Source organism: Amycolatopsis sp. NBC_00355 (genome assembly GCF_036104975.1).
Classification (GTDB): domain Bacteria; phylum Actinomycetota; class Actinomycetes; order Mycobacteriales; family Pseudonocardiaceae; genus Amycolatopsis.
In genome coordinates, this window is sequence record NZ_CP107982.1 from 1,800,955 (window position 1) to 1,826,939 (window position 25,985).

Here is a 25,985-nt window from a genome sequence, read left to right on the forward strand (position 1 = left end):
CCCGGCGTGTCGTTGCGGGGAAGGGTCAAGCGTCCATGGCGTCGGCCAGGGACTTCGGGCGCATGTCCGTCCAGTTCGCTTCCACGTGGTCCAGGCAGGCCTGGCGGGCCGCGGGGCCGAACGCGGTCGTCCAGCCGGCCGGGACGTCGACGAACTCGGGCCACAGGCTGTGCTGGTTCTCGGCGTTCACGAGGACCAGGTACGTGCCTTCGGGGTCTTCGAACGGGTTGGTCATGGTGCGCCTCCTCAGGCGGTGATGTCGGTACGGGCGCCCTTCACGACTTCGGCCAGCTTCTGGATGACCGGGGCCGCGAGCACCGGGTTGAACCGCGGCTCGGTCGACCAGTCGGCGAGCTGGTTCGCCTTGACCGCGGGCAGCTGCGCCCACGTCGGGATCGCGGCCAGCTGCTGGCGCGACAACGCGAAGGTGCGGCTGTCGCTGAGGATCAGGTCGGCCGGGTACTTGCCGGCCTGCTCCCAGCTGAGCGTCTCGAAGTAATCGTCCGCGCCGGCGCCGTTGATGATGTCCAGGCCCAGGTCGCGGTAGTACGCGAGGTCGGCGAAGAACTCCGGCTTGCAGACGTAGAGGTTGTCCTTGTCGCTGGACACCACGAGCACCTTCAGACCGGGCTTGGACTTGATCGCGGCCTTCAGGTCGTCGGACGCCTTCTGGAAGTCGTCCTTGCCCTTCTTGATCGCGTCGGAGTTCGCGTCACCGCCGAGGGCGACGGCGAGCTGCTCGTAGCGTTCGATCACCTTCGGCAGCGTGACCTTGTACTCCGAGAGCGCGACGATCGGCGCGATCGCCTGGACCTTGGGGCCGAGGTCGTCCTTCAGCACCCACAGGTCGGTCGGCTTGGTGCCGGTGAGCCCGGTGACGACCAGGTCCGGCTTCAACGCGGCGAACTTCTCCATGCTGAAGTCGTCCCACGCGTTGCCGATCGAGGTGACGGCGTTCAGGTCGATGTTGCCGGCCTGGATCTCCTTGGCGCCGTCGGCGGTCTTCTGCGGGCCGAAGACGCCGATCGGGCGGACGCCGTAGTCCCACAGGGCGGCGGCCGAGCTGGCGTAGGCCACGACCCGGGACGGCCGCTGGTCGCGCGCCGCCTTCTGGTTGCGGTCGTCGGTGAACTCCCACGGCCCGGAGGCGGCGGCCGCCGGCTTGTCGTCACTGCTGCCGCACGCGGTGAGCGCGGCGGCCGCGGCGAGACCGCCGGTGCCGATCAGGAATCCACGCCGGCTGAGCCCGGCACCGCCTTGAAACACGGACATGAGAACCTCTCGCCAAAACTTTAGGGTAGGCACACCTTATTTAGGCGAGCCTGTCTAACGCAACCGCCGGGGCCTACCTGTGTCCACGCCCACCTGCGTCAATTCCGACCGGACAGCTGGGCTTGCGCGCCGGGAACCGGCTCGGCCGGGTCGTGTCCCAGGTGGACCTGCCGGTTGTCGGCGTCGACGTGCACCACTCGCGGCCGGTGCGCGGCACGCTCGGCCTCTTCGACCTGGGCGTAGGTGATGATGATGACCAGGTCGCCGGGGTGCACCAGGTGCGCGGCCGCGCCGTTGATCCCGATCACGCCCGTGCCGGGCTCGCCGGTGATCGCGTAGGTCTCCAGCCGGGCGCCGTTGGTGATGTCGACGATCTGGACCTGCTCGCCCTCGACGATGTCCGCGGCCGCCATCAGATCGGCGTCGATGGTCAGGGATCCGACGTAGTGCAGGTCGGCCTGGGTGACCGTGGCGCGGTGGATCTTGGCGTTCATCAGGGTGCGCTGCATCGGTTTCCTTGCGTTTCGGTCAGCAGGGCGGCAAGCCCGGCTGCGGTGGGGGTACGGAAGAACTCGGCGATCGGGAGCTCGGTCCCGGTCCGCTCGGTGATCCGGTTGCGCAGGACCACGAGCAGCATCGAATGGCCGCCGAGGGTGAACAGGTCGTCGTCGGCGCCCACGGCGTCGACGTCCAGGACCTCCGCGAACACTTCGCAGAGGGTCTTCTCCAGCGGCGTTTCGGGGGCCCGGCCGCGAGCCTCCAGCTCCGGCACCGGCAGGGCCGTCTTGTCGAGCTTCCCGTTGCGCGTCACGGGGAACGCGTCCAGCGGGACGATCGCCGCGGGCACCATGTACTCCGGCAGCGCGCGGGCCACGAACTCCCGCAGCCGCCGCGGATCCCCTGACGCCGGTGTCGTGTACGCGACCAGCCGCTTGTCCCCCGGCCGGTCCTCGCGGACGATCACGAGCGCCTGGTCGACCCCGGAATGCCGTGCGAGAGCCGTCTCGATCTCGCCCGGCTCGATCCGGAAGCCGCGGATCTTCACCTGGTCGTCGGTGCGGCCGAGGTACTCGAGCTGCCCGTCCGGCCGCCAGCGCACCAGGTCGCCGGTGCGGTACATCCGCTCCCCCGGCGGCCCGAACGGGTCCGCGACGAACCGGTCCGCGGTCAGCGCGGGCCGGTCGTGGTAGCCGCGGGCCAGCCCGGCGCCGGCCAGGTACAGCTCGCCGGGGACGCCGGCCGGGACCGGGGTGAGACCGCCGTCGAGGACGTACGCCCGGGCGTTGTGCACCGGACGGCCGACCACCGGCCGCTCGCTGTCCGTGACCCGGCCGACCAGAGCGTCCACTGTGGCCTCCGTCGGGCCGTACAGGTTGTACGCCTCGGTGCCCGGGAACGACCGCAGCTCTTCCCACAGCGACTGGGAAACCGCCTCGCCGCCCACGCCGACCACGCTCAGGGCACACGAACCGTCCTCGACGACGCCGGCCGCGGCCAGCTGCGCGAAGTGCGACGGCGTCAGCTCGAGGAAGTCGAGCCCGCGCTCGCGCACCACCGCGGCCAGCCGGTCCGGGTCACGGCGGGTGTCGTCGTCGACGACGTGCACTTCGTGGCCGTCCAGCATCCACAGCTGGGGCTGCCAGGACGCGTCGAAGAAGAACGCCCACGCGTGCCCGACCCGCAGCCGCCGCCCGCTCGCCGCGGCGACCGCCGGGCGGTAGAGCGTCTCGCGGTGGCTGTGGAACAGGTTCACCAGACCGGAGTGCGGGATGACGACGCCCTTGGGCTTGCCCGTGGAGCCGGATGTGTAGAGCACGTACGCCGGGTTCGCCGGTGCCGGCGGGATCACCTGGGCCGCACTGTCCACAATGTCCTCAAGCAAGTCCTCGACGAACAACGCCCCCGGCACCGGCGCGGCCAGCGCACGGCTGGTCAGGACCAGCGCCGCGCCGGAGTCGGCGAGGACCGCCGCGATCCGGTCTTGCGGCTGGTCCGGGTCCACCGGCAGGTACGCCGCGCCCGACTTGAACACGCCGAAGATCGCCTCGACGACCGCCGCCGACCGCGGCAGCACCAGGGCCACCACCTGCTCCGGCCCGGCGCCGTGCGACGTCAGCCAGCGAGCCAGCCGGTCGGTCCGCGCGGCGAACTCGCGGAAGGTGACGCTCTCGTGCGCGTCGCTCAGCGCGGTCGCGTCCGGGGTCGCCGCCACCTGCGCGGCCAGCCGGTCGACGACGGTCGGCGCCGCTGTGGTCAGCGGCGCGCCGGTGCCCCACTCGCCGAGGATCCGTTGCCGCTCAAGAGGTTCCAGGACGTCGATGCGGCTCAGCGGCCGGTCCGGGTCGGCGACGACCGCGCGCATCAGCCGCACCAGGCGCTCGGTGAGCGTCCGGGCGGTCGGCTCGTCGAACAGGTCGAGGCTGAACTCGAGGTCACCCTCGATGCCGTCAGGCGTTTCGACCAGGTCGAACGACAGGTCGAACTTCGCCTGCCGCAGACCGGTGTCGCGGTAGGCCGCGTCGAGCCCGAGCAGCTCTTCCGGCTCGGAGCCCGAGTGGTAGACCGCGAGCATGACCTGGAACAGCGGGTGCCGGGCCAGGGACCGGGCCGGGTTGAGCAGCTCGACGAGGTGCTCGAACGGCAGGTCCTGGTGGGCGTACGCGGCCAGGTCGGCCTCGCGGACCCGCGCCAGGAGCTGGCGGAACGTCGGGTCGCCGCCGGTGTCGGTGCGCAGCACGAGCGTGTTGACGAAGAACCCGGCCAGATCCTCCAGGGCGTGGTCCATCCGGCCGGCCACCGGGGTGCCGAGCGGGATGTCGGTGCCCGCGCCGAGCCGGGTCAGCAACGCGGCGAGCGTCGCCTGCAGCACCATGAACGTGCTGGTGTCGCTGCCGTTGGCGAGGTCCCGCAGGCCGCGGTGCACCTCGCCGGGCACGGTGAACGGCACCGCCGCGCCGCGGTTGGTCGAGCGTGCCGGGCGAGGCCGGTCCGCCGGGAGCGCCAGCTCGTCCGGAATGCCGGCCAGGGTGTCGCGCCAGAACGCCGCCTGGCGGCCGATCAGGCTGTCCGGGTCGTCGGCGCGGCCGAACATCTCCCGCTGCCACAGCGTGTAGTCGGCGTACTGCACCGGCAACGGCGTCCACTGTGGACGCTCACCGCGCAGACGCGCGGCATACGCGGTACCGAGGTCCCGCTTCAACGGCGGGAGCGACCAGCCGTCGCCCGCGATGTGGTGCACCAGCAGCACGAACACGTGCCGCTCCGGCCCGGCGGAGACGAGCGTGGCCCGCACCGGGATCTCGGCGTCGAGGGTGAAGCAGTACGACGCCGCCGCGACGACCCGGTCGGCGAGGTCCGCCTCGGTCACCGTCTCGGTGACCAGCACCGGGCGGGCGCGCTCGTCGCCGGGGCTCAGCACGATCTGGTGGGGCGTGCCGTGGTCCTCGGCGAGGACCGTCCGGAGGATCTCGTGGCGGGCCACGACGTCCCCGAGCGCCGCCCGCAGCGCGTCGGCGTCGACCGGGCCGGTCAGTTCCCACGCCCACGGGATGTTGTAGGTCGCGGACAGGCCATCCAGCCGGTCGAGGAACCACAGCCGCTGCTGGGCGAACGACAGCGGCAGGACCTCCGGCCGCTGAACCGGCACCAGCGCCGGACGGCTGCTGCGGCCGGGATCGAGCAGCTCGGCGAGGCGGGCCGGGGTCGGCGCGTCGAACACCGCGCGGATCGGCACCTCGACGCCGAGCAGCGCGCGGATGCGGCTGACCAGGCGCGTCGCCAGCAGCGAGTGCCCGCCGAGGGTGAAGAAGCCGTCGTCGGGACCGACCGATCCGACGCCGAGGACGTCGGCGAACAGCTCGCACAACGCCTGCTCCGCCGGGGTTCGCGGGGCACGCCCGGTGGCGCGCGCCTCGGGTGCCGGAAGCGCGCGGCGGTCGAGCTTGCCGTGGGCGTTCACCGGCAGTTCCGGCAGCACGACGATCACCGAGGGCACGAGGTACTCCGGCAGCCGCGCGGCGACCAGCGTCCGCAGCGCCACCGGGTCGGGGCGGTCGCCCACGACGTAGGCGACCAGGCGGTTCTCGCGGGCGATGACGACCGCGCGAGCGACCGACGGGTCGGCCGTCAGCACGGCTTCGACCTCGCCCGGCTCGACGCGGAAGCCGCGGATCTTGATCTGCTGGTCGGCGCGGCCGAGGAACTCCAGCGCGCCGTCCGGACGTCGCCGGACCAGGTCGCCCGTTCGGTACATCCGCTCCCCCGGCTCGAACGGCGAGGCCACGAACCGCTCCGCGGTCAGCGCCGGACGGCCGAGGTAGCCCCGGGCGAGCCCGGCGCCGGCCAGGTACAGCTCGCCGCGCACGCCCGGCGGCACCGGTCGCAGGGCGGCGTCGAGGACGTACGCGCGGGTGTTCGCGACGGGCCGTCCGATGGCCACGGGCCCGCAGACCTGCGCCAGACTGTCGCCCGCGACCTCCGAACAGCCGTACAGGTTCACCAGGTTCGCCGACGGCCAGCGCCGGGCCACCTTCGCGGCGAGGGCCGCGGAAAGCGGTTCACCACTGGTGATCCACGTCGTGACCGAATCGACGGCGGTGTCTTCCACGTCTTCCACGAAGGTGTCGAGCAGGCTGGGGACGACGGTCAGCACCTGGGCGCCGCTGCTGCGTACCAGTTCGGCGAGGGCGTGCGCGTCGGTGGCCGTCACGTCGTCGGCGAGGACCACCGGGTCGCCCGCGACGAGCCCGCCGAGCAGCTCGGTCGAGCCGTCGATGAACGTCAATGCGCTCTTCGCCACGCGCACGCCCGGGGCGAGATCCCGGCCCCAGTGCAGGCGGTTGGCCAGCGCCCGCTGGGTGCCCGCGACCGCCTTCGGCCGTCCGGTCGAGCCGGACGTGAAGATCACGTACGCCGGGTTCTCCGGCCTGATCTCCGGCCAGGCGGCCGGTTCCTGCGCGGTCTCGTCCGGCCGGACCAGGCGGTCGCCGAACCCTTCGTGGGCGATGACCAGGTGCGGTGCGGCCTCGGTGAGCATCAGCTCGACGCGCTCGGCCGGGTGATTCAGGTCCAGCGGGAGGTAGGCGGCGCCGGTCTTCAGGACCGCCAGGAGCGCGGTCACCAGCTCGACCGACCGCGGGAGCGCGACGGCCACGACCCGCTCGGGCCCGGCGCCCCGCGAGAGCAGTGCCCGGGCGAAAGCCGTCGCCCGGGCGTCCAGGTCGGCGTAGGTCAAGTGTTGCGTGCCGAAGATCAGTGCCGTGGCGTCCGGGGTCCGGGCCACCTGGGCGGCGAACAGCCCGGCCGGCGTCTCGGCTGGGAGCGGCGTGTCGATCTCGGCCTGGCCGAGCTGCTCGTGTTCGGCGTCGGTGAGCACGTCGATCGAGCCGATCCGGGTGTCCGGGTCGGCGACGACCACGCGCAGCAACGCGCGGAGCCGCCCCAGGAGCGCTTCGACGCTCGCGCGGTCGAAGACGTCGCTGTTGTACTCCGCCGTACCGCGGATGCCGGTCTGGTTGCCGGGCCGCTCGCCGACAAAAAGCGTCAGGTCGGCGCGGGCGGTGCCGGTGCGGACCGGTTCCTCTTCGACGGTCAGACCGGGCAGGGCGAGGTCGGCGACGGCATTGTTCTGCCAAGCGAGCATCGTCTGGAACAGCGGCGCGTACGCCAGCGAACGGGTCGGGTTGAGCGCCTCCACCAGGCGTTCGAACGGGACGTCCTGGTGCGCGTAGGCGTCCAGGCTGCGGTCGCGCACCCGGGCGACCATGTCGCGGAACGACGGGTCGCCGTCGGTGCCGACGCGCAGCACCAGGGTGTTGACGAAGAACCCGACGAGGTCGTCGAGCGCCTGGTCCGTGCGGCCGGCGATGGACGTGCCGATCGGGACGTCGGTGCCCGCGCCGAGTCGCGTGAGGACGGCGGTGAGGCCGGCGTGCACGACCATGAACACGCTGGCGCCGCAGGCACGAGCGAGCTCGACGAGTCCACTGTGGAGGTCGGCGTCCCAGCCGAACGAGAACTGTTCGCCCTGGTAGGAGGCTTCCGCCGGGTGGGGCCGGTCGGTCGGCAGGTCGATGCGTTCCGGCAGGTCCGCGAGGGCTTCGCGCCAGTAGGCCAGCTGCGGTTCGATGACCTGCTCGCCGAGGACGTCGCGCTGCCACAGCGTGTAGTCCGCGTACTGCACCGGCAACGGCGTCCACTCGGGACGCTCGCCGGCGCGGCGGGCGGTGTAGGCGGTGGCGAGGTCGCGCCACAGCGGCGCGGTCGACCAGCCGTCCGAGGCGATGTGGTGGAACACCAGTACCAGGACGTGCTCGCGAGCACTCAGACGCAGCAGTTCCGCGCGCAGCGGGACTTCCGATTCCAGCTCGAACACGGTGCGGGCCACTTCGGACACCGCGTCGGCAAGGGTGGCTTCGGTGACCTCGCGGGTGTGCAGCGGGATGGTGACACCTTCGAGGACCTGCTGCCGGGCCTCGCCGTCGACCTCCGGGAACACGGTCCGCAGGGCTTCGTGGCGTTCGACCACATCGGACAGTGCGGTCTGCAACGCCGAGACGTCGAGGTCGCCGGTGAGCCGGACCGCGGTCGGCATGTTGTACGTCGCCGACGGGCCCTCCAGGCGGTGCAGGAACCACAGCCGCTGCTGGGCGAACGACAACGGCAGGGCGTCCGGCCGCGGGTCGGCGCGCACCAGGGCGGGCCGGGCCACCGACGAGTCCATGGTGGACAGCAAGGCGGCGAGCCCGGCCACGGTCGGCGTCTCGAACACCGACCGCACCTGCAGCTCGACGCCGAACACCGCGCGCACCCGGGCGACGAGACGGGTTGCCATCAGCGAGTGCCCGCCGAGGGCGAAGAAGTCGTCGTCGACGCCGATCGAGGCCGCGTCCAGGACCTCGGCGAAGAGCCCGCACAGGACTTCCTCCACCGGGGTGCGCGGGGCGCGTCCGGCCGTGACTTCCTGCTTGTCCGGGCTCGGGAGGGCGCGGCGGTCGAGCTTGCCGGAGGCGAGCAGCGGCAGCCGGTCGAGCACGACGAACGCCGACGGCACCATGTACTGCGGCAGCCGGTCGCGGACGTGCGCCCGCAACGCCGTCACCAGCGCGCTCGTGTCGCGTTGTCCGGCCGGGTGGTTGCCGAGCGTGCCGAGCGCGGCCCGGACCGGTCGGGCGCGGTGGATCCGGATCGGGTCGCCGGTGGTGAACACGACCTCCAGCGCACCTTCCTGCGCGGCGACGGTCGGGTACACCCGGTAGCCCAGCTTCGCACCCAGTGCCTGCAGCGTCTCGGGGTCCACTCCGGACGGCTCACCGTCCAAAGCGGACAACGCGGCGTCCACATCCCCCGAAGCCAGCGCGGCGACGGCGGTCAGCTCACCGGACAGGCGGGCGTTCGGCACCCCGGTGACGCGCAGCCGCGCGGGGCGCTCGGTCAGGAGCCGCTCCAGCTCGGCCACGGACTCGAACGTGACGGCGTCCTCGTCAACCGGGGCCGGTTTCGGCGCCTTCCGCAGGACGACGTCGTAGCGGTGCCGGGTCAGCTCGTTGTGTGCCTGGCCGCGCTTGAACCACAGGTCGACGTCCTCGAAGCCGTCCAGGCTCCGAGCAAGAACCGCGAAGAAGTCCGGGTCGAGGACGAGTTCGCCGTCACGGGCGATCGCCTGGTCGACCGCGGCGGTGGTCCGCCGGCCGTGCCGAAGTTCGGTCGCCGTGCGGAACGCCCGCAGCGACCGCAGGTTCCGGATGTCGCCCAGGAAGAGCACGCCGCCGGGCCGGACGCGCGCGGCGGCGGTCCGGATGACCTCGGCGAGGTAGTCGATGCTCGGGAAGTACTGCGCCACGGAGTTGATGATCACCGTGTCGAACGGCTCGTCCGGCAGTTCGCCGAGGTCGTGCGCCGGCCGGGCCGCGACGTGCACCTTGCCCGCCAGGTCGGGCCGGCCGGCCAGCTCGCGGCGCAGGTTGGCGATCGCCTTCTCGGACAGGTCGACGCCCCAGTACGCCTCGGCGTCCGGCGCGATCCGAGAGAGGATCAGGCCGGACCCGACGCCGATTTCGAGCACGCGCTTCGGCCGCAGGGACTGGATGCGTTCGATCGTCGCCGCGTGCCACTCGCGCATCTCGCCGAGGGGGATCTCCGAGCCGTCGTAGCTGGAGTTCCAGCCGGTGAAGTTCTCTTCGAAACCCCCGGACGCGGCGTCGTCGAAGACGTTCTCGTGCAGTTCACGCCACTCGCCGACGTGATCCAGCTCGGCTTCTTCGTCGCGGCTTGCGGCCGGGACGGCGTAGGCGATGAGCCGCCCGTCCTGGGCGAGCACGACGGACTGCGCGACGGTCGGGTGCTCGGTGATGACGGCTTCGATCTCGCCCGGTTCGATGCGGTAGCCGCGGATCTTGACCTGGTCGTCGGCGCGGCCCAGGAACACGAGCCGGCCGTCCGGCAGCCATTTCACCAGGTCACCGGTGCGGTAGAGCCGCCCGCCGGAGCTGAACGGGTCGGCCACGAACCGCTCCGACGTCAGCCCGGCGCGGCCCAGGTAGCCGCGGGCCAGGCCCGAGCCGGCGAGGTACAGCTCCCCCACCACACCCGGCGGGACCGGCCGCAGTCCGGCGTCGAGGACGTACGTGCGGGTCCCGGGGTCGGGGATGCCGATGGGCACGACGGTCGCGTCGGCGAGTGCGACCGGGTCGCTCTCGCCGAGCGTCGAGTTGGTGGTCGCCTCGGTCGGGCCGTAGGCGTTGAACATCCGCCGTCCCGGCGCCCAGCGTCGGACCAGCTCCGGCGACACGCGCTCGGTGCCCGCGAGCAGGACGCTGTCGCGCGGCAGGTCACAGTCCTCCGGCATCGCGTCGAGCAGCGCGGGCGGGAGGATCATGAAGTCCGCGCCGTGCTCATGGGCGTACTCGGTCAGCGCGGGCCCGGCGACCCGGCGCTCGGCCGGGACGACGATCAGGCGGCCGCCGGAGAGCAGGCCGAGGCACAGGTCCCAGAACGCGACGTCGAAGCTCGGCGACGCGAACTGCAGCACCCGGCTGTGCGGTCCGATCCCGAACCGCTCCTTCTGGGTCGCCACCAGCTTCGCGACACCCGAGTGCTGCAGCACGACACCCTTGGGACGCCCGGATGAGCCGGACGTGTAGATGACGTAGGCCGCGTTCTCCGGCGTGACCGGCACGGCCGGGTCCACAGTGGACATCGTGGGCAAGTCGTCCAGGAGCACGCGCGGGACGTCGGCGGGCAGCTTGCCGTCGATCTCGCGGGTGGTCACCACGCACACCGGCGCGGCGTCGGAGACCATGAACGCGATCCGGTCGCCCGGGTAGTCGACGTCGATCGGCAGGTAGGCGGCACCGGCCTTGAGCACGGCCAGCTCCGCGACGATCATCTCGACCGACCGCGGCACCGCCAGCGCGACGACCTTCTCGAGCCCGGCGCCGCGTTCGATCAGCAGGTGGGCGAGCTGGTTGGCTCGCGCGTCGAGGTCGGCGTAGGTCAGCTCGACGTCCTCGAAGACGAGCGCCACGGCGTCCGGGGCCTCGGCCACCCGGCGCGCGAACATCCCGGGGAACGTCTCGGTGCCCGCCGGTTCGAGGCTGCCCGCCCAGCGGGTCAGCACCAGGTCGCGCTCGTCGCCCGCCAAGAGGTCCAGGGCGCCGACCGCGCGGTCCGGCTCGGCCAGGGCCGCGCGCAGCAGCACTTCGAGGCGACGCAGGATGGCGTCGGCGCCCGGGTGGTCGAAGACGTCCGCGTTGAACTCCAGGACACCGGCGATCCCGGCTTCCCGCTCGGTGAGCGAGATCGAGAGGTCGAACTTGGACGTCCCGGTGGTCACCGGGATCTCGGTGACGGTCAGGCCGGGCAGGGTGACCTCGGCGCGGGTGTTGTTCTGCCCGGCGATCATCACCTGGAACAGCGGGTGGTACGACAGCGAGCGGGCCGGATTGAGCACTTCGACCAGACGCTCGAACGGGACGTCCTGGTGGGCGTACGCGTCGAGGTTGCGTTCCCGGACGCGGCCGACGAGGTCGCGGAACGTCGGCTCCCCGCCGGTGTCGACGCGCAGCACCAAGGTGTTGACGAAGAACCCGACGAGATCGTCGAGGGCCTGGTCGGTGCGGCCGGCGATGGGTGAGCCGATCGGGACGTCCGGGCCCGCGCCGAGCCGGGTCAGCAGCGCGGCGAGGGCGGCGTGCACGACCATGAACACACTGGCGCCGCACTCGCGCGCCAAAGTGGACAGTCCGGCGTGGAGACCGGCGTCCCAGGTGAAGGTGTGCAGTTCGCCGCGGAAGGTCGCGGTCGCCGGGTGCGGCCGGTCGAGGGGCAGCTCGATCCGGTCGGGCAGGCCGTCGAGGGTGTCGCGCCAGTAGTCGAGCTGGGCGGTGAGGACGGAGTCCGGGTCGTCCTCGCGGCCGAGCAGATCCTGTTGCCACAGGGTGTAGTCGGCGTACTGCACCGGCAACGGCGTCCACTGCGGACGCTCGCCCGAGCGGCGGGCGGTGTAGGCGGTGGCGATGTCGCGCCACAGCGGTGCCATCGACCAGCCGTCGGAGGCGATGTGGTGGAACACGAGGGCCAGCACGTGCTCGCCGTCGGCCAGGCGCAGCAGTTCCGCGCGCATCGGCGCGTGCTGTTCGAGGTTGAACGAGCCCCGGACGAGACCGGTCAGGGCGCTGTCGAGGTCGGTGACCTCGCGCACCGGCAGATCGACTTCGCCTGCCGGGAGGATGTCCTGGTACGGGACGCCGTCGTGCTGCGGGAAGCGGGTCCGCAGGGCTTCGTGCCGGGCGACCACATCGGACAGTGCGGCCCGCAACGCCTCGACGTCGAGGTCGCCGGCCAGACGCATGATCAACGGCACGTTGTAGGTCGCGGACGGGCCTTCGAGGTGGTGCAGGAACCACAGCCGCTGCTGGGCGCCCGACAGCGGGACCAGTGCCGGCTGCTCCACGGGGACCAGCGGCGGCCGGGCGGGTCCGCCGCCGACGGAGATCAGCTCGGCCAGGCCCGCCGCCGTCGGCGTCTCGAACACCGAGCGGACTTCCAGCTCCGCGTTCAGGGTCGCGCGGATGCGGGCGATGAGCCGGGTGGCCAGCAGGGAGTGGCCACCGAGGGTGAAGAAGCTGTCGTCCGGGCCGACCCGCGGGAGACCGAGGACGTCGGCGAACAGCTCGCACAGCTGCCGCTCGACGGGCGTGCGCGGCTCGCGGTCGGACGTCGGCGCCACGGGGTCGGGAGAGGGCAGGGCGCGGCGGTCGAGCTTGCCGTTGGCCGTCACCGGGAGCGCGTCGAGCACGACGATCGCCGACGGCACCATGTGCTCGGGCAGGCTTTCGGCGGCCAACGCGCGCAGGTCCGCGGACAGCGTGCTGATCCGGCGGAAGCGCCCGGGGTTGCCGGTGTAGGACAGCAGCGGTTCGCGTCCCGGCCGGAAGGCGCCGGCGACCGAGCCGGTCGTGAACAGGACGTCGACCGAGCCGTCGCCTTCGGCCGACCAGGTGACGGCCGTGGTGTAGCCGTGAGCGTCGCCCAGGTCGTACCAGTCCTGCGGGTTGACGCCGTCGGTGACGCGGCCGTTCGGCACGCCGTTGATCCGGACAGCACCGTCGAGCACGACGTCGTCCACTGAGGACACATCCGTGCCCCACGTCAGCGTCTTGACCGCCGGTGCCTCGACCGGTGACGTGTGGAGGACGACGTCGTAGCGGAACTGGGTGAGTTCGTTGACGCCACGGCCGCGCTTGACGCGGATGTCCGCGGTGACGCCCTCCAGCCCAGCGAAGAACTCCGGTGCGACGAGGAGTTCCTTCTCCCGCAGGAGAGCCTGTTCGACGTCTCCCCCGCGCTGCCGGGCAACCTCGGTGTGGAACGCCCGGACCTGACGCAGGTCGCGGACGTCACCGACGAAGACGGTCCCGCCCGGCGCGAGGAGGCCGACAGCCTTACGCAGCACGTCGAGGAGGTACGTCCCGCTCGGGAAGTACTGGACGACCGAGTTCAGCACGATCGTGTCGAAGTACCCGGCCGGGAGGCCTGCGACGTCGGCGGCGTCGCCGGTCCGCAGCTCGACGCGGTCCGCGAGCGCCGGATCTGCCGCGACCCGGCGGCCCAGCGAGGCGATCACCTCGGCGGAGAAGTCCGTGCCCCAATAGGACTCGCAGTGCGGGGCCAGGTCGGTCAGCAGCAGGCCGGTGCCGACGCCCAGCTCGAGGACACGCCGCGGCCGCGTCTCGCGGATGCGCGTGACGATGGCGTCGCGCCACTCCCGCATCTCGTCCCGCGGAATCGGCTCGCCGGTGTAGCTGGAGTTCCAGCCTTCGAAGTCGTCGGTGGCGCCGGAGTACATCGAGTCGTACAGCTCGCGCCACTCGCCGACCTGCTCGGTCTCGTCCGTGGCCGATGCGGGAGTCTCGGCGGGCACGACGTATCCGACGAGCCGGACGTCCCCGGGGCGATCTTCCCGGGCGACGACGACCGCGTGCGCGACGTCGTCGTGCGCGGCCAGCGTCGCGGCGATCTCGCCCGGCTCCACGCGGAAGCCTCGGATCTTGATCTGCTCGTCGCCGCGGCCGAGGAACTCGCACACGCCGTCGGCGCGGAACCGGGCGACGTCACCGGTGCGGTACATCCGCTCCCCCGGCTCGAACGGCGAGGCGACGAACCGCTCCGCACTCAACCCTGGACGGCCGAGGTAACCGCGGGCAAGCTGGACTCCGGCGAGGTACAGCTCACCGGGTGTGCCCGGCGGGACCGGGCGCAGTGCCGCGTCGAGGACGTACGTGCGGGTGTTCCACACCGGACGTCCGATCGGGACGGTCGTTTCGTCGGGCGAGGTGCGCCAGGACGTCACGTCGACGGAGGCTTCGGTCGGGCCGTAGAGATTGTGCAGCTCGGCGTCCAGGACCTGCCCGAACCGCGCGACGGCCTCGGGCGGCAGCGCCTCACCACTGCACAGCACCCGCCGCAGGCTCGTGCACTCCGCCGCGGTGGGCTCCTGCAGGAAGACCTGAAGCATCGACGGGACGAAGTGGACGGTCGTGACGTCGTGCTCGCGGATCAGCCGCGCGAGGTAGGCCGGGTCCTTGTGGCCGTCGGGCCGGGCCACGACCTCGGTGGCGCCGGTGAGCAGCGGCCAGAGGAACTCACAGACCGAGACATCGAAGCTGGACGGCGTCTTCTGCAGCACCCGGTCGTCGCCGGTCAGGCGGTACTCGTCCTGCATCCACAAGAGTCGGTTGACGATGCCCGCGTGCGGCACGACAACCCCCTTGGGCCGGCCGGTCGAGCCGGAGGTGTAGATGACGTAAGCCGGGTTCTCGGGCCGGAGTACGACGTCCGGGGCCTTGGCCGGGAACCCGGCCGCCGTCACCGGCTCGTCCAGCAGCAACGCGCCGGGGAGCGCGGTCTCCGTCGTGGCCAGTACCAAGGTCGGCTGGGCGTCTTCGAGCATGAAGGCGATCCGCTCGGCCGGGTACCCGGGGTCGAGCGGCAGGTAGGCCGCCCCCGCCTTGAGCACGGCGAGGATGGCCGTCACCAGGTGCGTCGAGCGCGGGAGTGCGAGCGCGACCACCTTCTCGGGTCCCGCGCCGCGTGCGACGAGGGCCTGGGCCAGGCGGTTCGACGCGGCGTCCAGCTCGGCGTAGGTGAGCCGGTCGTCCTCGAAGACCAGTGCCGGGTGGTCCGGCGTCCGCGCGACCTGCGCGGCGAACAGCTCGGGCACGGTGACCGAGGGGACGTCCTCGACGGCGCCGGACCAGACGGCGTCCAGCCCGTCGCGCTCCGCCTCGGTGAGCACGTCCAGGGACCCGAGACGGCGGTCCGGGGCCGAGACCACCTGGCGCAGCAGGACTTCCAGGCGTGCCAGGAGCGCGTCCACAGTGGAACGGTCGAAGACCTCGGCGTTGAACTCGGCCTGGCCGGTGATGCCGTCGGCGTGCTCGGTGAGGGAGAACCAGAGGTCGAACTTCGCGGTGCCGGTGCCGACGGGCTGCTCGGTCACCGTCAGCCCGGGCAGTTCGACGCCGGAACCGGGCGTGTTCTGCCAGGCGAGCATGGTCTGGAACAGCGGGTGGTGCGCCAGCGACCGTGCCGGGTTCAGTGCCTCGACCAGGCGCTCGAACGGGACGTCTTGATGGGCGTACGCGTCGAGGCTGCGCTCCCGGACCCGCGCGACGAGGTCGCGGAACGTCGGGTCGCCGCCGGTGTCGACGCGCAGGACGAGCGTGTTGACGAAGAACCCGACGAGGTCGTCGAGGGCCTGGTCGGACCGGCCGGCGATGGGCGTGCCGATCGGGATGTCGGTGCCGCCGCCGAGCCGCGAGAGCAGCGCGGTCAGGCCCGCGTGGACGACCATGAACGGGCTGGCGCCGCACGCTCGCGCGAGGTCGCCGAGTCCGGTTTGGAGTCCGGCGTCCCAGGCGAAGGTGAAGAACTCGCCGCGGTAGGCGGACACGGCCGGGTGCGGCCGGTCGAGCGGGAGGCTGATCCGCTCGGGCAGGCCGTCGAGGGTCGCGCGCCAGTAGCCGAGCTGGGCGGCTTCTTCGGTGGCGAGGAGTTCGCGTTGCCAGAGGGTGTAGTCGGCGTACTGGACCGGCAACGGCGTCCACTGCGGAGCCTCGCCCTGGCGGCGGGCGCCGTACGCCGTGGCGATGTCCCGCCACAGCGGCGACAGCGACCAGCCGTCGGCGGCGATGTGGTGGATGACGAGCACCAGGACGTGGCGCCGCGAGTCGATCGTCAGCAGCTCGGCGCGGACCGGCACCCCGGCGCCGAGATCGAAGACCTCGCGCACGAGAGCGTCCACAGTGGAGTCCACCGCGGACTCGGCGACCGTCCGGACTGCCAGGTCGACCTCGCCGTCGGGCAGGACGTGCTGGTAGGCCACGTTGTCCGCGACCGGGAACACCGTCCGCAGGGCTTCGTGGCGGCCGAGCACGTCGTGCAGGGCAGCCTGCAGCGCCTCGACGTCCAGTTCGCCGGACAACCGCATGACGAGCGGGACGTTGTAGGTCGCCGAGCCGCCTTCGAGGCCGTGCAGGAACCAGAGCCGCTGCTGCGCGAACGACAGCGGGAGCCGCTCCGGCCGGTCCTCGAAGCGTTCGAGCGGACGCCGTTCGGTGCCCGACGCGGCACCGGCCAGGAGGTCAGCGAGGGCGGCCACGGTCGGCGCGTCGAACACCGCGCGCACCGGGATGTCGGCGCCGACGGCCGCGCGGATGCGCTGGATCAGCCGGGTCGCCATCAGGGAGTGTCCGCCGAGGGCGAAGAAGTCGTCATCCGGCCCGACCCGCGGCACGCCGAGGACGTCCGCGAACAGCTCGCACAGCAGCTGCTCGACGGGGTTGCGAGGCGCGCGGCCCGGCCCGGCGGTGAACCGCTCCGGCGCCGGGAGGGCCTTGCGGTCGAGCTTGCCGGAGGCCAGCACCGGCAGCTTGTCGAGCACGACGAACGCCGTCGGCACCATGTACTGCGGCAGCCGGTCCCGCACGTGCGACCGCAGCGACGCCACCAGCGCGCCGGTCTCGCGCCGGGCGGCCGGGTTGTTGGCGTACGACGCCGGGGCACCCGTGCTCCGCACCGGCCGGTAGGCCGCGTCCGGTGTGGACCGGCTGAAGACGGCCTCCAGCTCCCCGGCCGCGGCGGGCGCGACTGCGACGCGGTAGCCGGCCCGCTCGGCGAGCCGGTGCAGGTCCTCCGGGTCGACGCCGTCACGCACGTCCAGGGCCCGCACCGCCGCCGGGTCACCTTCGTCGAGGGCGCGAACCGCGGCGAGTTCGCCGGCGAGCCGCGCGTCCGGGACGCCGGTGACGCGCAGCCGCTCCGGCGTCTCGGCGGTCAGGAACCCTTCCACCGCAGCGAGATCGCCGAATGCGATGATCTGCTCTTCGACCGGCGATGGCCGGGGCGCCTTGCGCAGGACGACGTCGTAGCGGTGCCGGGTCAGCTCGTTGTGCGCGTCACCGCGCTTGACCCACAGGTCGACATCGTCGAAGCCGTCGAGACTCCGGGCCAGGGCCGGGAAGAAGTCCGGATCGAGGACGAGCTCGCCTTCGCGGGCGATCGCCTGGTCCACGGCGGCGACGTCACCGCGGTCGTGCCGCAGCTCGACGGCCGTCCGGAACGCGCGCAAGGAGCGGAGGTTGCGGATGTCGCCGAGGAAGATCGTGCCGCCCGGGGCGAGGAGCCCGGCGGCGGTCCGGACGACTTCGGCGAGGTAGTCCGCGCTCGGGAAGTACTGGGCGACCGAGTTGACGATCACCGTGTCGAACGGCTCGTCCGGCAGTTCGCCGAGGTCGTGCGCGGGACGTGCGGCGAGGTGGACCTTGCCCGCCAGTTCCGGCATCGCGGCGACCTCGCGCCGCACGTTCTCGACGGCGCTCTCGGAAAGGTCGACGCCCCAGTAGGTTTCGGCGTCCGGGGCGATCCGGGAGAGGATGAGCCCGCTGCCGACGCCGATCTCCAGGACCCGCTTCGGCCGCAGCGCGCGGATGCGCTCGATCGTCGCCGCGTGCCACTCGCGCATCTCGTCGAGGGGCAGGTCGGAGCCGTCGTAGCTGGAGTTCCAGCCGGCGAAGTTCTCCTCGATGCCGGTGGAGCCGGCGAGCATCTCCTCGTGGACGTCGCGCCACTCGGCGACGTGGCCCTGCTCGGCCGCACGGTCCGGGACCGGCACGGCGTAGGCGTATAGGTGTCCGTCCTGCGCGACGACGACGGACTGGGCGACGCGCGGGTGCTCGGCCAGCACGGACTCGATCTCGCCGAGTTCGATGCGGTAGCCGCGGATCTTGACCTGGTCGTCGGCCCGGCCCAGGAACACCAGACGGCCATCCGGCAGCCACTTCACCAGGTCACCGGTGCGGTAGAGCCGCCCGCCGGACCCGAACGGGTCGGCCACGAACCGCTCCGACGTCAGCCCGGCGCGGCCCAGATAGCCACGCGCCAAGCCGGATCCCGCGAGGTACAGCTCCCCCACCACGCCGACCGGGACCGGCGCGAGGAACGCGTCGAGCACGTACGCGCGGGTGCCGGGGTCCGGGACGCCGATCGGCACGGCCGAGCCCGGCGTGCTCTCCGGGTCGCAGAGCCCGAGCGTCGAGTTGGTGGTCGCTTCGGTCGGGCCGTAGGCGTTGAACATCCGCCGTCCCGGCGCCCAGCGTCGGACCAGCTCCGGCGACACGCGTTCGGTGCCGGCCAGCAGGACGCTGTCGCGCGGCAGGTCGCAGTCCTCGGGGAACTCCGCGAGCAGCGCGGGCGGGAGGATCATGAAGTCGACGCCGTGCTCGCGCGCGTAGTCGGCCAGCTCCGGGCCGGGGACGCGCCGTTCGGCCGGGACGACCACCAGCCGTCCGCCGGAGAGCAGTCCCAGGCAGAGGTCCCAAAAGGCGACGTCGAAACTCGGCGACGCGAACTGCAGCACCCGGCTCCGCGGGCCCACGCCGAACCTCTGCGACTGCGTCGCGACGAGCTTCGCGACACCCGCGTGGGACACGATGACGCCCTTGGGCCGTCCAGTGGAGCCGGAGGTGTAAATGACGTAGGCCGCGTTGGCCGGGACGATCGCCGCGCCCGGGTCGGTCGCCGGCGCGTCGTCCAGGGAGATCTCGTCGAGCAGCAGGACGTCGCCGTCGAACCGGTCGGCCAGCTCACTCGTGGTCACGACGCACACCGGACCGGCGTCGGCGACCATGAAGGTGATCCGCTCGGCCGGGTAGTCCTGGTCGAGCGGCAGGTAGGCGGCGCCTGCCTTGAGCACGGCCAGTTCCGCCACAATCATCTCGACCGACCGCGGCACGGCCAGCGCGACCACCCGCTCGGGCCCGGCGCCACGGCCGATCAGGACGTGGGCGAGCCGGTTCGCCCGTTCGTCGAGTTCGGCGTAGGTGATCTCGACGTCCTCGAAGACCAGCGCGACCGAGCCGGGCGCCTCGCGGACGCGGGCGGCGAACAGTTCCGGCAGCGTCGCCGGCGGCGTGTCGAGGTCGGTGTCGTTCCACTCTTCGAGCATCCGGCGCAGTTCGGGCTCCGGCACCAGGTCCAGCCGCGCGACCGGCCACTGTGGACGTTCCAGGGCGGCCACCAGGAGGTGGTGCAGGTGGCCGAGCATCCGGTCCACAGTGGATTCGTCGAGGACGTCACCGCGGTACCGCGCTTCGAGGACGCCGTCGCCCAGGTGCACCACAAGATCCAGCGGCAGGGTCGTCTCGGCGGCGAAGCCGACGTTGACCAGCACCGAGCCGCCCCGGCCGCGCTCCGGCTGCAGGTCGCCGACCAGGTCGTCGAACGGCACCTCGTGCGCCAAGGCCTCCTCGCGGGCCGTCCGCACGCGCGCGGCGACCTCGTCGAAGCCGGGTGAGCCGCCCAGGTCGACGCGCAGCGGCACGAGGGAGCCGATGCCGAGCACCACGTCGGCCGTGCCGGCGTACCGGTGCAGCAGGACGACGAAGGCCGACAGCACGATCAGGTCGGCGTCGTCACCCAGCGACAACGGCAGCTCCCGCGTCAGCCGATCCCGGGGCGGGGCCGGCTCCGCGGGGTGGGGCCGGTCGACCGGCAGCGGCAGTTCCTTCGGCGCCGACGCGAGGCGATCACGCCAGAACCCGAGGTCTACGACCTGCTGCACAGCGTCACCGTTGCTCACCGGTAGACCAGCCTCCCGCTGCTGAGGGCACCCCGAACGGGGTGCGAACTTAGGTGAACCTAACAAACCGAGGGTGAGGATGCACTCCTGTACCATCGGTTAGCCTTACCTAAAATTGGTACCAGTCGGAGGTGCGGTGCGAACAGACCCCGGAGGTATCGCTCTCACGCGACGCCCGCCACACACGGGCCGCGCGATCGGTTTCCTCGCCGCCCTCGCGGTCCTGGTCCTGCTGTGCCTGCTGAGCGTCTGGCTGGGTTCGAAGGAGATCTCGTTCGGCGCCGTCTGGCAGGTGCTGTGGCACAACGACGGCTCCGCCGACGCCGTGATCATCCACAGTGTCCGGATGCCGCGCACGCTCCTCGCGGTGCTGGTGGGCGCCGGTCTCGGGCTCGCCGGCTGCGTGATGCAGGCGCTGACCCGCAACCCGCTGGCCGACCCGGGCCTGCTCGGCGTCAGCGCCGGGGCCGCGTTCGCCATCGTGTTCTCGATCACCGTGCTCGGCATCAGCTCCGCCTACGGCTACATCTGGTTCGCCTTCGCCGGCGCGCTGGCCGCGACGACCGTCGTCTACTTCCTCGGCACGCGCGGCCGGGCCGGGTCGAGCCCGGTCAAACTCGCCCTCGCCGGGGCCGCCGTCACGGCATTGCTCGCGTCGTTCACCAGCGCGATGGTGCTGTCGGACCCGGTGGCCCTCAACCGCTACCGCTTCTGGTCGGCCGGCTCGCTCGCCGGGGTGGACAGCTCCGCGCTGCTGCAGGTCCTGCCGTTCCTCGTCATCGGCGTGGTGCTGGCGATCGCGAGCGGACCGGCGCTCAACAGCCTCGCCCTCGGTGACGACGTCGCGATCTCGCTCGGCCGGAAGCTGGGCCCGCTGCGGCTGCGCGGCGCGCTCGCGATCACCCTGCTGACCGGCGCGGCCGTCGCCGTCGCCGGGCCGATCGTGTTCCTCGGCCTGATCGTCCCGCACGCGGTGCGGTTCGTCATCGGCCCGGACCACCGCTGGCTGCTGCCCTACACCGCCGTGGTCGCACCGAGTCTGCTGCTGGCCGCCGACATCCTCGGCCGGATCCTGGCGCGGCCCAGCGAGATCCGCGCCGGCGTGATCGTCGCGTTCCTCGGCGCGCCCTTCTTCATCTACCTCGTCCGCCGGCGCAAGCTCGTGGAGTCCTGACATGGCCTTGCTCCAGGCGCGGCGCACCTTCCGGCTCACGACACCGCCGGTGTCCGGCCGGTTCCGGCCCCGGCTGCTGATCGTCTGCCTCGTCCTCGCCGTGCTGACGTTCGTGCTGTTCTGCGTCGGCATGACGATCGGCGACGTCCCGATGAGCGTGTCCGACGTCCTGTCCGGGCTCTTCGGCGGCAGCGACAGCGGGAACGGCTACATCGTGCAGGAACTGCGGCTGCCCCGCGCCCTCACCGGGCTGCTGGCGGGGATCGCGTTCGGCGCGTCCGGCGCGGTGTTCCAGACCATCACGCGCAACCCGCTGGCCAGCCCGGACATGATCGGCGTCAACGCGGGCGCCGCCACCGCCGTGGTCGCCGGGATCTCGTTCGGCTTCGGCGGCGGCCTCGGCACGACGACGCTCGGCCTGTTCGGCGGGCTGTTCACGGCGGTGCTGGTGTACGCGCTCGCCTGGCGGCGCGGCACCACCGGCTACCGGATCCTGCTGGTGGGCATCGGGATCTTCGCGATGTGCACCAGCCTGACCGACTACCTGCTCAGCAAGGCGCAGATCACCGAGGCGCAGGCGGCGATCGGCTGGATGGTCGGCAACCTCGCCAACCGCGGCTGGGAGCACGTCATCCCGTTGCTGTGCGCGCTGTGCGTGCTGCTGCCGGTGGTCCTGGCGTTGTCGCGGTGGATGAGCACGCTGCTGCTGGGCGACGAGGTCGCGGCCGGGCTCGGCACGCCGGTGCAGCCGGTGCGGCTGGGCCTGCTGCTGTCCGGCGCCGGGCTGGTCGCGTTCGCGACGGCGTCGGCGGGTCCGATCTCGTTCGTCGCGCTGACGGCGCCGCAGATCGCGCAACGGCTCGCGCGGCTCTCGTCGCCGCCGATCACGGCGTCCGCGCTCACCGGCGCGGTCGTGGTGCTGGGCAGCGACATCATCGCCCGCGAGATCACCGCGTCGGCGCTGCCGGTCGGCATCGTCACCGGCGTCCTCGGCGCCCCGCTCCTGCTCTGGCTGCTGGCCAGGGCCAACCGTTCCGGTTCCGGAGGCTGACACATGACATCCGACGCCCCCTCGCTGCGGGTGGAGCAGCTCCGGGTCGCCTACGACGACCGGGTGGTCATCGACGGCCTCGACCTCGACATCCCGCCGGGTGAGATCACCGCGATCATCGGCGCGAACGCCTGCGGGAAGTCCACGCTGCTGCGCACCCTCGCCCGGCTGCTGACGCCGAAGGCGGGCGGGGTCTACCTCGACGGCCGGTCGATCCACGACCTCCCGACCCGCGAAGTCGCCCAGCGCCTCGGCATCCTCCCGCAGTCCCCGGTGGCACCGGAGGGCATGACGGTGGCCGACCTCGTCGGCCGCGGCCGCGCGCCGCACCAGAGCTGGTGGCGTCAATGGTCCACTTCGGACGAAGGCGCGGTGCGGGCCGCACTGGAGGCGACCGAACTGACCGACCTCGCCGACCGTCCGGTCGACGAACTGTCCGGCGGGCAGCGCCAGCGCGCGTGGATCGCGATGGCCGTCGCGCAGGGCACACCGGTGCTGCTGCTGGACGAGCCGACGACCTACCTCGACCTGGCGCACCAGATCGACGTGCTGGACCTGGTCGTCGACCTCAACCGCGACGAGGGCCGGACGGTGGTGATGGTGCTGCACGACCTCCCGCAAGCGTGCCGCTACGCCGACCACGTGATCGCGATGAAGGCCGGCCGGATCGTGGCGGCGGGCAAGCCGGTCGAGGTGATCACCGAGGAGCTGGTCGAGGAGGTCTTCGACGTCCGCTGCCAGGTGACCCCGGACCCGATCAGCGGCACGCCGATGGTGATCCCGATCAGCCGGCACCACCCGGCGCCGCTCTCCTGAAAGCCGTGAAGGCCTCCTTCCCGGCTCCTATGGCCGGTAAGGAGGCCTTCACGGCTTTCAGGGATTCCCGGGTGACAGGACGGCGGCCGGCGCGCTAGCCTCGGCGTGTTCTGGCCCCTCCTCGGTTCCGGACGTCACGTCCCCGAGGACCGTCCGGCCACTCCCCTCCAGGAAGGCCAACCCGTGTTCGTGCTGCCCGAAATCACCACCGGTCCCGAACGTCTCCTGCTGGAGGCGACGATGGACCGCACCCGCCGCGCGGTCGCCGACACCGCGCGCGGCCTGTCCGACACCGACGTCCGGACGCGCCTCGTCGCGTCCCCGACCACTCCGATCGGCCTCGTCAAGCACGCCGCGATGGCCGAACGCCGCTGGTTCCAGCTCCTGCTGCTGGGCCTCGACGAGGCCGACTGCGACGGGCCCACGACCCCCGGCGACGCCAGTTTCGTCGTCGCCGAAAGCGAAACCCTCGACGACGTGATCGCCGAGTTCGAACGGGCCGGCGCACGCTCACGCGAAATCGCGGCCCGCTTCGAACTCGACGACACCTGGACGCACGACGTCCTCGGCGAGGTCAACCTCCGGTTCGTCTACCTGCTGCTGATCGAGGACTTCGCCCGGCACGCCGGGCACAGCGACATCCTCCGCGAGCAGCTCACCGCGCGCTGACCGCGTACTCCCCCTCCGGCGCCGCGACCACCCGGCGGTCCACAATGGACTGCAGGATCTCGCCGACCCGCACCGCGGTGTTCGACAGCAGCGACGACGTGATGCCGTGTGTGTGCTCGGTCCCGCCCTGCAGGTAGATGCCGCCGCGCAGGGCGGGTTCCGTCGTGATCCGGTAGTCGCGCTCGACGCGCAGCCGGCCTTCTTCGTCGCGGCCGCACCGCGGGCCCAGCTCGCCGAGCAGCGGCGTCGGGTCGGCGGGGCGGTAGCCGGTCGCGTAGACGACGGCGTCGGCCTCCAGCACCGTGCGCTCGCCCGTCGTGAGCGACTCGACCGTCGCCGAGACGGCCGCGGCGGACTCGGTCACCTCGACCGGGCGGGAGACGTTGAACAGCCGCAGCCGCTCCACGCCCAGCACCTTCTCGCGGTAGACGCGCCGGTAGAGCTCGTCGATCAGCTCGACGTCGACGGCCGAGTAGTTCGTCGCGCCGTGGTAGCGCATCAGGCGGTCCTTGACCGGCTCGCCCGCGCCGTAGAACTGGTCGACGGCCTCCGGGTCGAAGATCCGGTTGGCGAACGAGCTGTCGTCGGCCGGGCTGTAGCCGTAGCGCGCGAACACCGCGCAGATCTCGGTGTCCGGGAACTCGTCGTGCAGCAGGGCCGCGACTTCGGCGGCGCTCTGCCCGGCGCCGACCACGACGAACCGCTTCGGCTCGGTGCCGCGCAGGCGTTCGACGCGGAAGAGCAGCTCGCTGTTGTGCCAGATGCGCTCGCCCGCGGTGACACCTTCGGGCAGCTGCGCCCGCAACCCGGTGCCCATGACCAGGTTCCGGGCCCGCAGGGAGGTGCCGTCGGAGATCTCGACGTCGAAGAACTCGACCTCTTCGCCGTCGTAGACCGGCTTCACGGACACCACTTCGGTGCCGTACGAGACGACGTCGTCGACCTTCGCGGCCGCCCACTCGAAGTAGTCGTGGAACTCGACCCGCAGCGGGAACAGGTTCTTGTGGTTGATGAAGTCCACCAGCCGGCCCGACGCGTGCAGGTAGTTGAGGAAGCTGAAGTCGCTGGTCGGGTTCCGCATGGTGACCAGGTCCTTGAGGAAGGAGACCTGCATCGTCGCGGTGTCGATCAGCATCCCGCGGTGCCAGCCGAAGCGGGGCTGGCGCTCCAGGAAGTGCGCGGTCACCGGCTCCTCCGAGCCGGCGTTGTGCTCGGCCAGCGCGATCGCCAGGGCCAGGTTCGAAGGTCCGAAGCCCACCCCGACGACGTCGTAGATCGGAACCTGTTCGCCGGCCTCTGCAGTCATGTCGCTCCCTCGCACACTCCGGTAACGTTCAGGGAACCCTAACCTAACTTAGGCGAGCCTCGCCTAGTACGTTCGTGGTGATGTTCGTCCCCCGACTACGGAAAGGCATTCTCGAATGCGCGTGGCGATGTTCGGCTACCAGACCTGGGGGCACCGGACCCTCCAAGCGCTCATCGACGCGGGCCACGAGGTCGCGCTCGTGGTCACCCACCCGAAGAGCGACCACGCGTACGAGCGGATCTGGGCCGACTCCGTCGCCGACCTCGCCGAGGCCAACGGCATCCGCGTCCTGCTGCGCAACCGCCCGGACGACGACGAGCTGCTGGCCGAGCTGAAGACGGCCGAGCTCGACCTGATCGTGGCGAACAACTGGCGCACGTGGCTGCCGCCGGAGATCTTCGACCTGCCCCGCCACGGCACCCTCAACATCCACGACTCGCTGCTGCCCTCCTACGCCGGGTTCTCCCCGCTGATCTGGGCGCTGGTCAACGGCGAGCCCGAGGTCGGCGTCACCGCCCACATGATGGACGGCGAGCTGGACGCGGGCGACATCGTCCTGCAGCGCGCGATCCCGGTCGGCCCGGCCGACACGACGACGGACCTGTTCCACCGCACGGTGGACCTCATCGCGCCGATCACCGCCGAGGCGATCCGGCTGATCGAGACCGGCTACACGCCGGTGCCGCAGGACCGCTCGAAGGCGAGCTTCTTCCACAAACGCGCCGCGCGCGACAGCCTCATCGACTGGACGTGGCCGGTGGAGGACATCGAGCGGCTGGTGCGCGCCCAGTCCGACCCGTACCCGAACGCGTTCGCCTACCACCGCGGCGAAGAGCTGCGGATCACGAAGGCGTCGGTGTCGCGCGGGAACTACGGCGGAACGCCGGGCCGCATCTTCATCAAGGAGGACGACGGCGTGGTGATCGTCGCCGGCCCGGCCGCCCGCCGCGGCCGGTCCCCCGGTCTGCTGGTGGAGCGAGTCCGCACCGCGGACGGCACCGAGTCGGCGGCGGGCGACTACTTCACGACCATGGGCGGGTACCTCACCGACCGGCCCTGA

Annotated in this window: 10 protein-coding genes; 5 read left to right on the forward strand and 5 right to left on the reverse strand. The window is 71.9% G+C overall.

What is annotated here, in order from left to right; all coding sequences use genetic code 11:
* Positions 1 to 25: 25 nt before the first annotated feature.
* From OHS18_RS07240 to OHS18_RS07255, 4 genes are all read right to left on the reverse strand, one after another.
* Positions 26 to 235 (reverse strand): MbtH family protein, encoded by a 210-nt coding sequence (locus tag OHS18_RS07240; RefSeq protein WP_328454758.1) that lies wholly within the window; start codon positions 233 to 235, stop codon positions 26 to 28.
* An 11-nt stretch (positions 236 to 246) separates the two neighbouring features.
* Positions 247 to 1,272: an ABC transporter substrate-binding protein gene (locus OHS18_RS07245; protein WP_328454756.1), complete on the reverse strand. Its 1,026-nt coding sequence runs from the start codon at positions 1,270 to 1,272 to the stop codon at positions 247 to 249.
* Between the two features lie 98 nt (positions 1,273 to 1,370).
* Positions 1,371 to 1,781: an aspartate 1-decarboxylase gene (gene panD, locus OHS18_RS07250; protein WP_328616395.1), complete on the reverse strand. Its 411-nt coding sequence runs from the start codon at positions 1,779 to 1,781 to the stop codon at positions 1,371 to 1,373.
* Complete coding sequence (locus OHS18_RS07255) at positions 1,766 to 19,909, reverse strand: amino acid adenylation domain-containing protein (RefSeq protein WP_442875345.1); 18,144 nt, start codon at positions 19,907 to 19,909, stop codon at positions 1,766 to 1,768. Before OHS18_RS07255 ends, panD begins: the two co-directional genes overlap by 16 nt.
* A 136-nt stretch (positions 19,910 to 20,045) precedes the next feature.
* Here OHS18_RS07255 and OHS18_RS07260 point away from each other — a divergent pair, with 136 nt between their 5' ends.
* The 4 genes from OHS18_RS07260 to OHS18_RS07275 all read left to right on the forward strand — a co-directional run bounded on the left by OHS18_RS07260 (position 20,046) and on the right by OHS18_RS07275 (position 23,619).
* Positions 20,046 to 21,083 (forward strand): FecCD family ABC transporter permease, encoded by a 1,038-nt coding sequence (locus tag OHS18_RS07260; protein WP_328454750.1) that lies wholly within the window; start codon positions 20,046 to 20,048, stop codon positions 21,081 to 21,083.
* A 1-nt stretch (position 21,084) separates the two neighbouring features.
* The gene (locus OHS18_RS07265; RefSeq protein ID WP_328616397.1) at positions 21,085 to 22,134 is read left to right on the forward strand and encodes a FecCD family ABC transporter permease; all 1,050 of its coding nucleotides are present in this window, start codon (positions 21,085 to 21,087) and stop codon (positions 22,132 to 22,134) included.
* A 3-nt stretch (positions 22,135 to 22,137) separates the two neighbouring features.
* Positions 22,138 to 22,950: an ABC transporter ATP-binding protein gene (locus OHS18_RS07270; RefSeq protein WP_328454746.1), complete on the forward strand. Its 813-nt coding sequence runs from the start codon at positions 22,138 to 22,140 to the stop codon at positions 22,948 to 22,950.
* Between the two features lie 183 nt (positions 22,951 to 23,133).
* The gene (locus tag OHS18_RS07275; protein ID WP_328616398.1) at positions 23,134 to 23,619 is read left to right on the forward strand and encodes a DinB family protein; all 486 of its coding nucleotides are present in this window, start codon (positions 23,134 to 23,136) and stop codon (positions 23,617 to 23,619) included.
* Here the strand turns inward: OHS18_RS07275 and OHS18_RS07280 are convergent.
* The gene (locus OHS18_RS07280; protein WP_328616399.1) at positions 23,606 to 24,925 is read right to left on the reverse strand and encodes a lysine N(6)-hydroxylase/L-ornithine N(5)-oxygenase family protein; all 1,320 of its coding nucleotides are present in this window, start codon (positions 24,923 to 24,925) and stop codon (positions 23,606 to 23,608) included. The genes OHS18_RS07275 and OHS18_RS07280 overlap by 14 nt on opposite strands.
* Before the next feature lie 115 nt (positions 24,926 to 25,040).
* On the opposite strand from OHS18_RS07280, the gene OHS18_RS07285 reads away from it, so the two are divergent.
* A complete protein-coding gene (locus tag OHS18_RS07285; protein WP_328616400.1) occupies positions 25,041 to 25,985 on the forward strand; it encodes a methionyl-tRNA formyltransferase in 945 nt (314 codons plus the stop codon).

Bases quoted from the DNA above. Each gene is read 5' to 3' on its own strand.
- OHS18_RS07240 (WP_328454758.1), bottom strand. From the start codon at position 235: ATGACCAACCCGTTCGAAGACCCCGAAGGCACGTACCTGGTCCTCGTG.
- OHS18_RS07245 (WP_328454756.1), bottom strand. From the start codon at position 1,272: ATGTCCGTGTTTCAAGGCGGTGCCGGGCTCAGCCGGCGTGGATTCCTG.
- panD (WP_328616395.1), bottom strand. From the start codon at position 1,781: ATGCAGCGCACCCTGATGAACGCCAAGATCCACCGCGCCACGGTCACC.
- OHS18_RS07265 (WP_328616397.1), top strand. From the start codon at position 21,085: ATGGCCTTGCTCCAGGCGCGGCGCACCTTCCGGCTCACGACACCGCCG.
- OHS18_RS07270 (WP_328454746.1), top strand. From the start codon at position 22,138: ATGACATCCGACGCCCCCTCGCTGCGGGTGGAGCAGCTCCGGGTCGCC.
- OHS18_RS07280 (WP_328616399.1), bottom strand. From the start codon at position 24,925: ATGACTGCAGAGGCCGGCGAACAGGTTCCGATCTACGACGTCGTCGGG.
- OHS18_RS07285 (WP_328616400.1), top strand. From the start codon at position 25,041: ATGCGCGTGGCGATGTTCGGCTACCAGACCTGGGGGCACCGGACCCTC.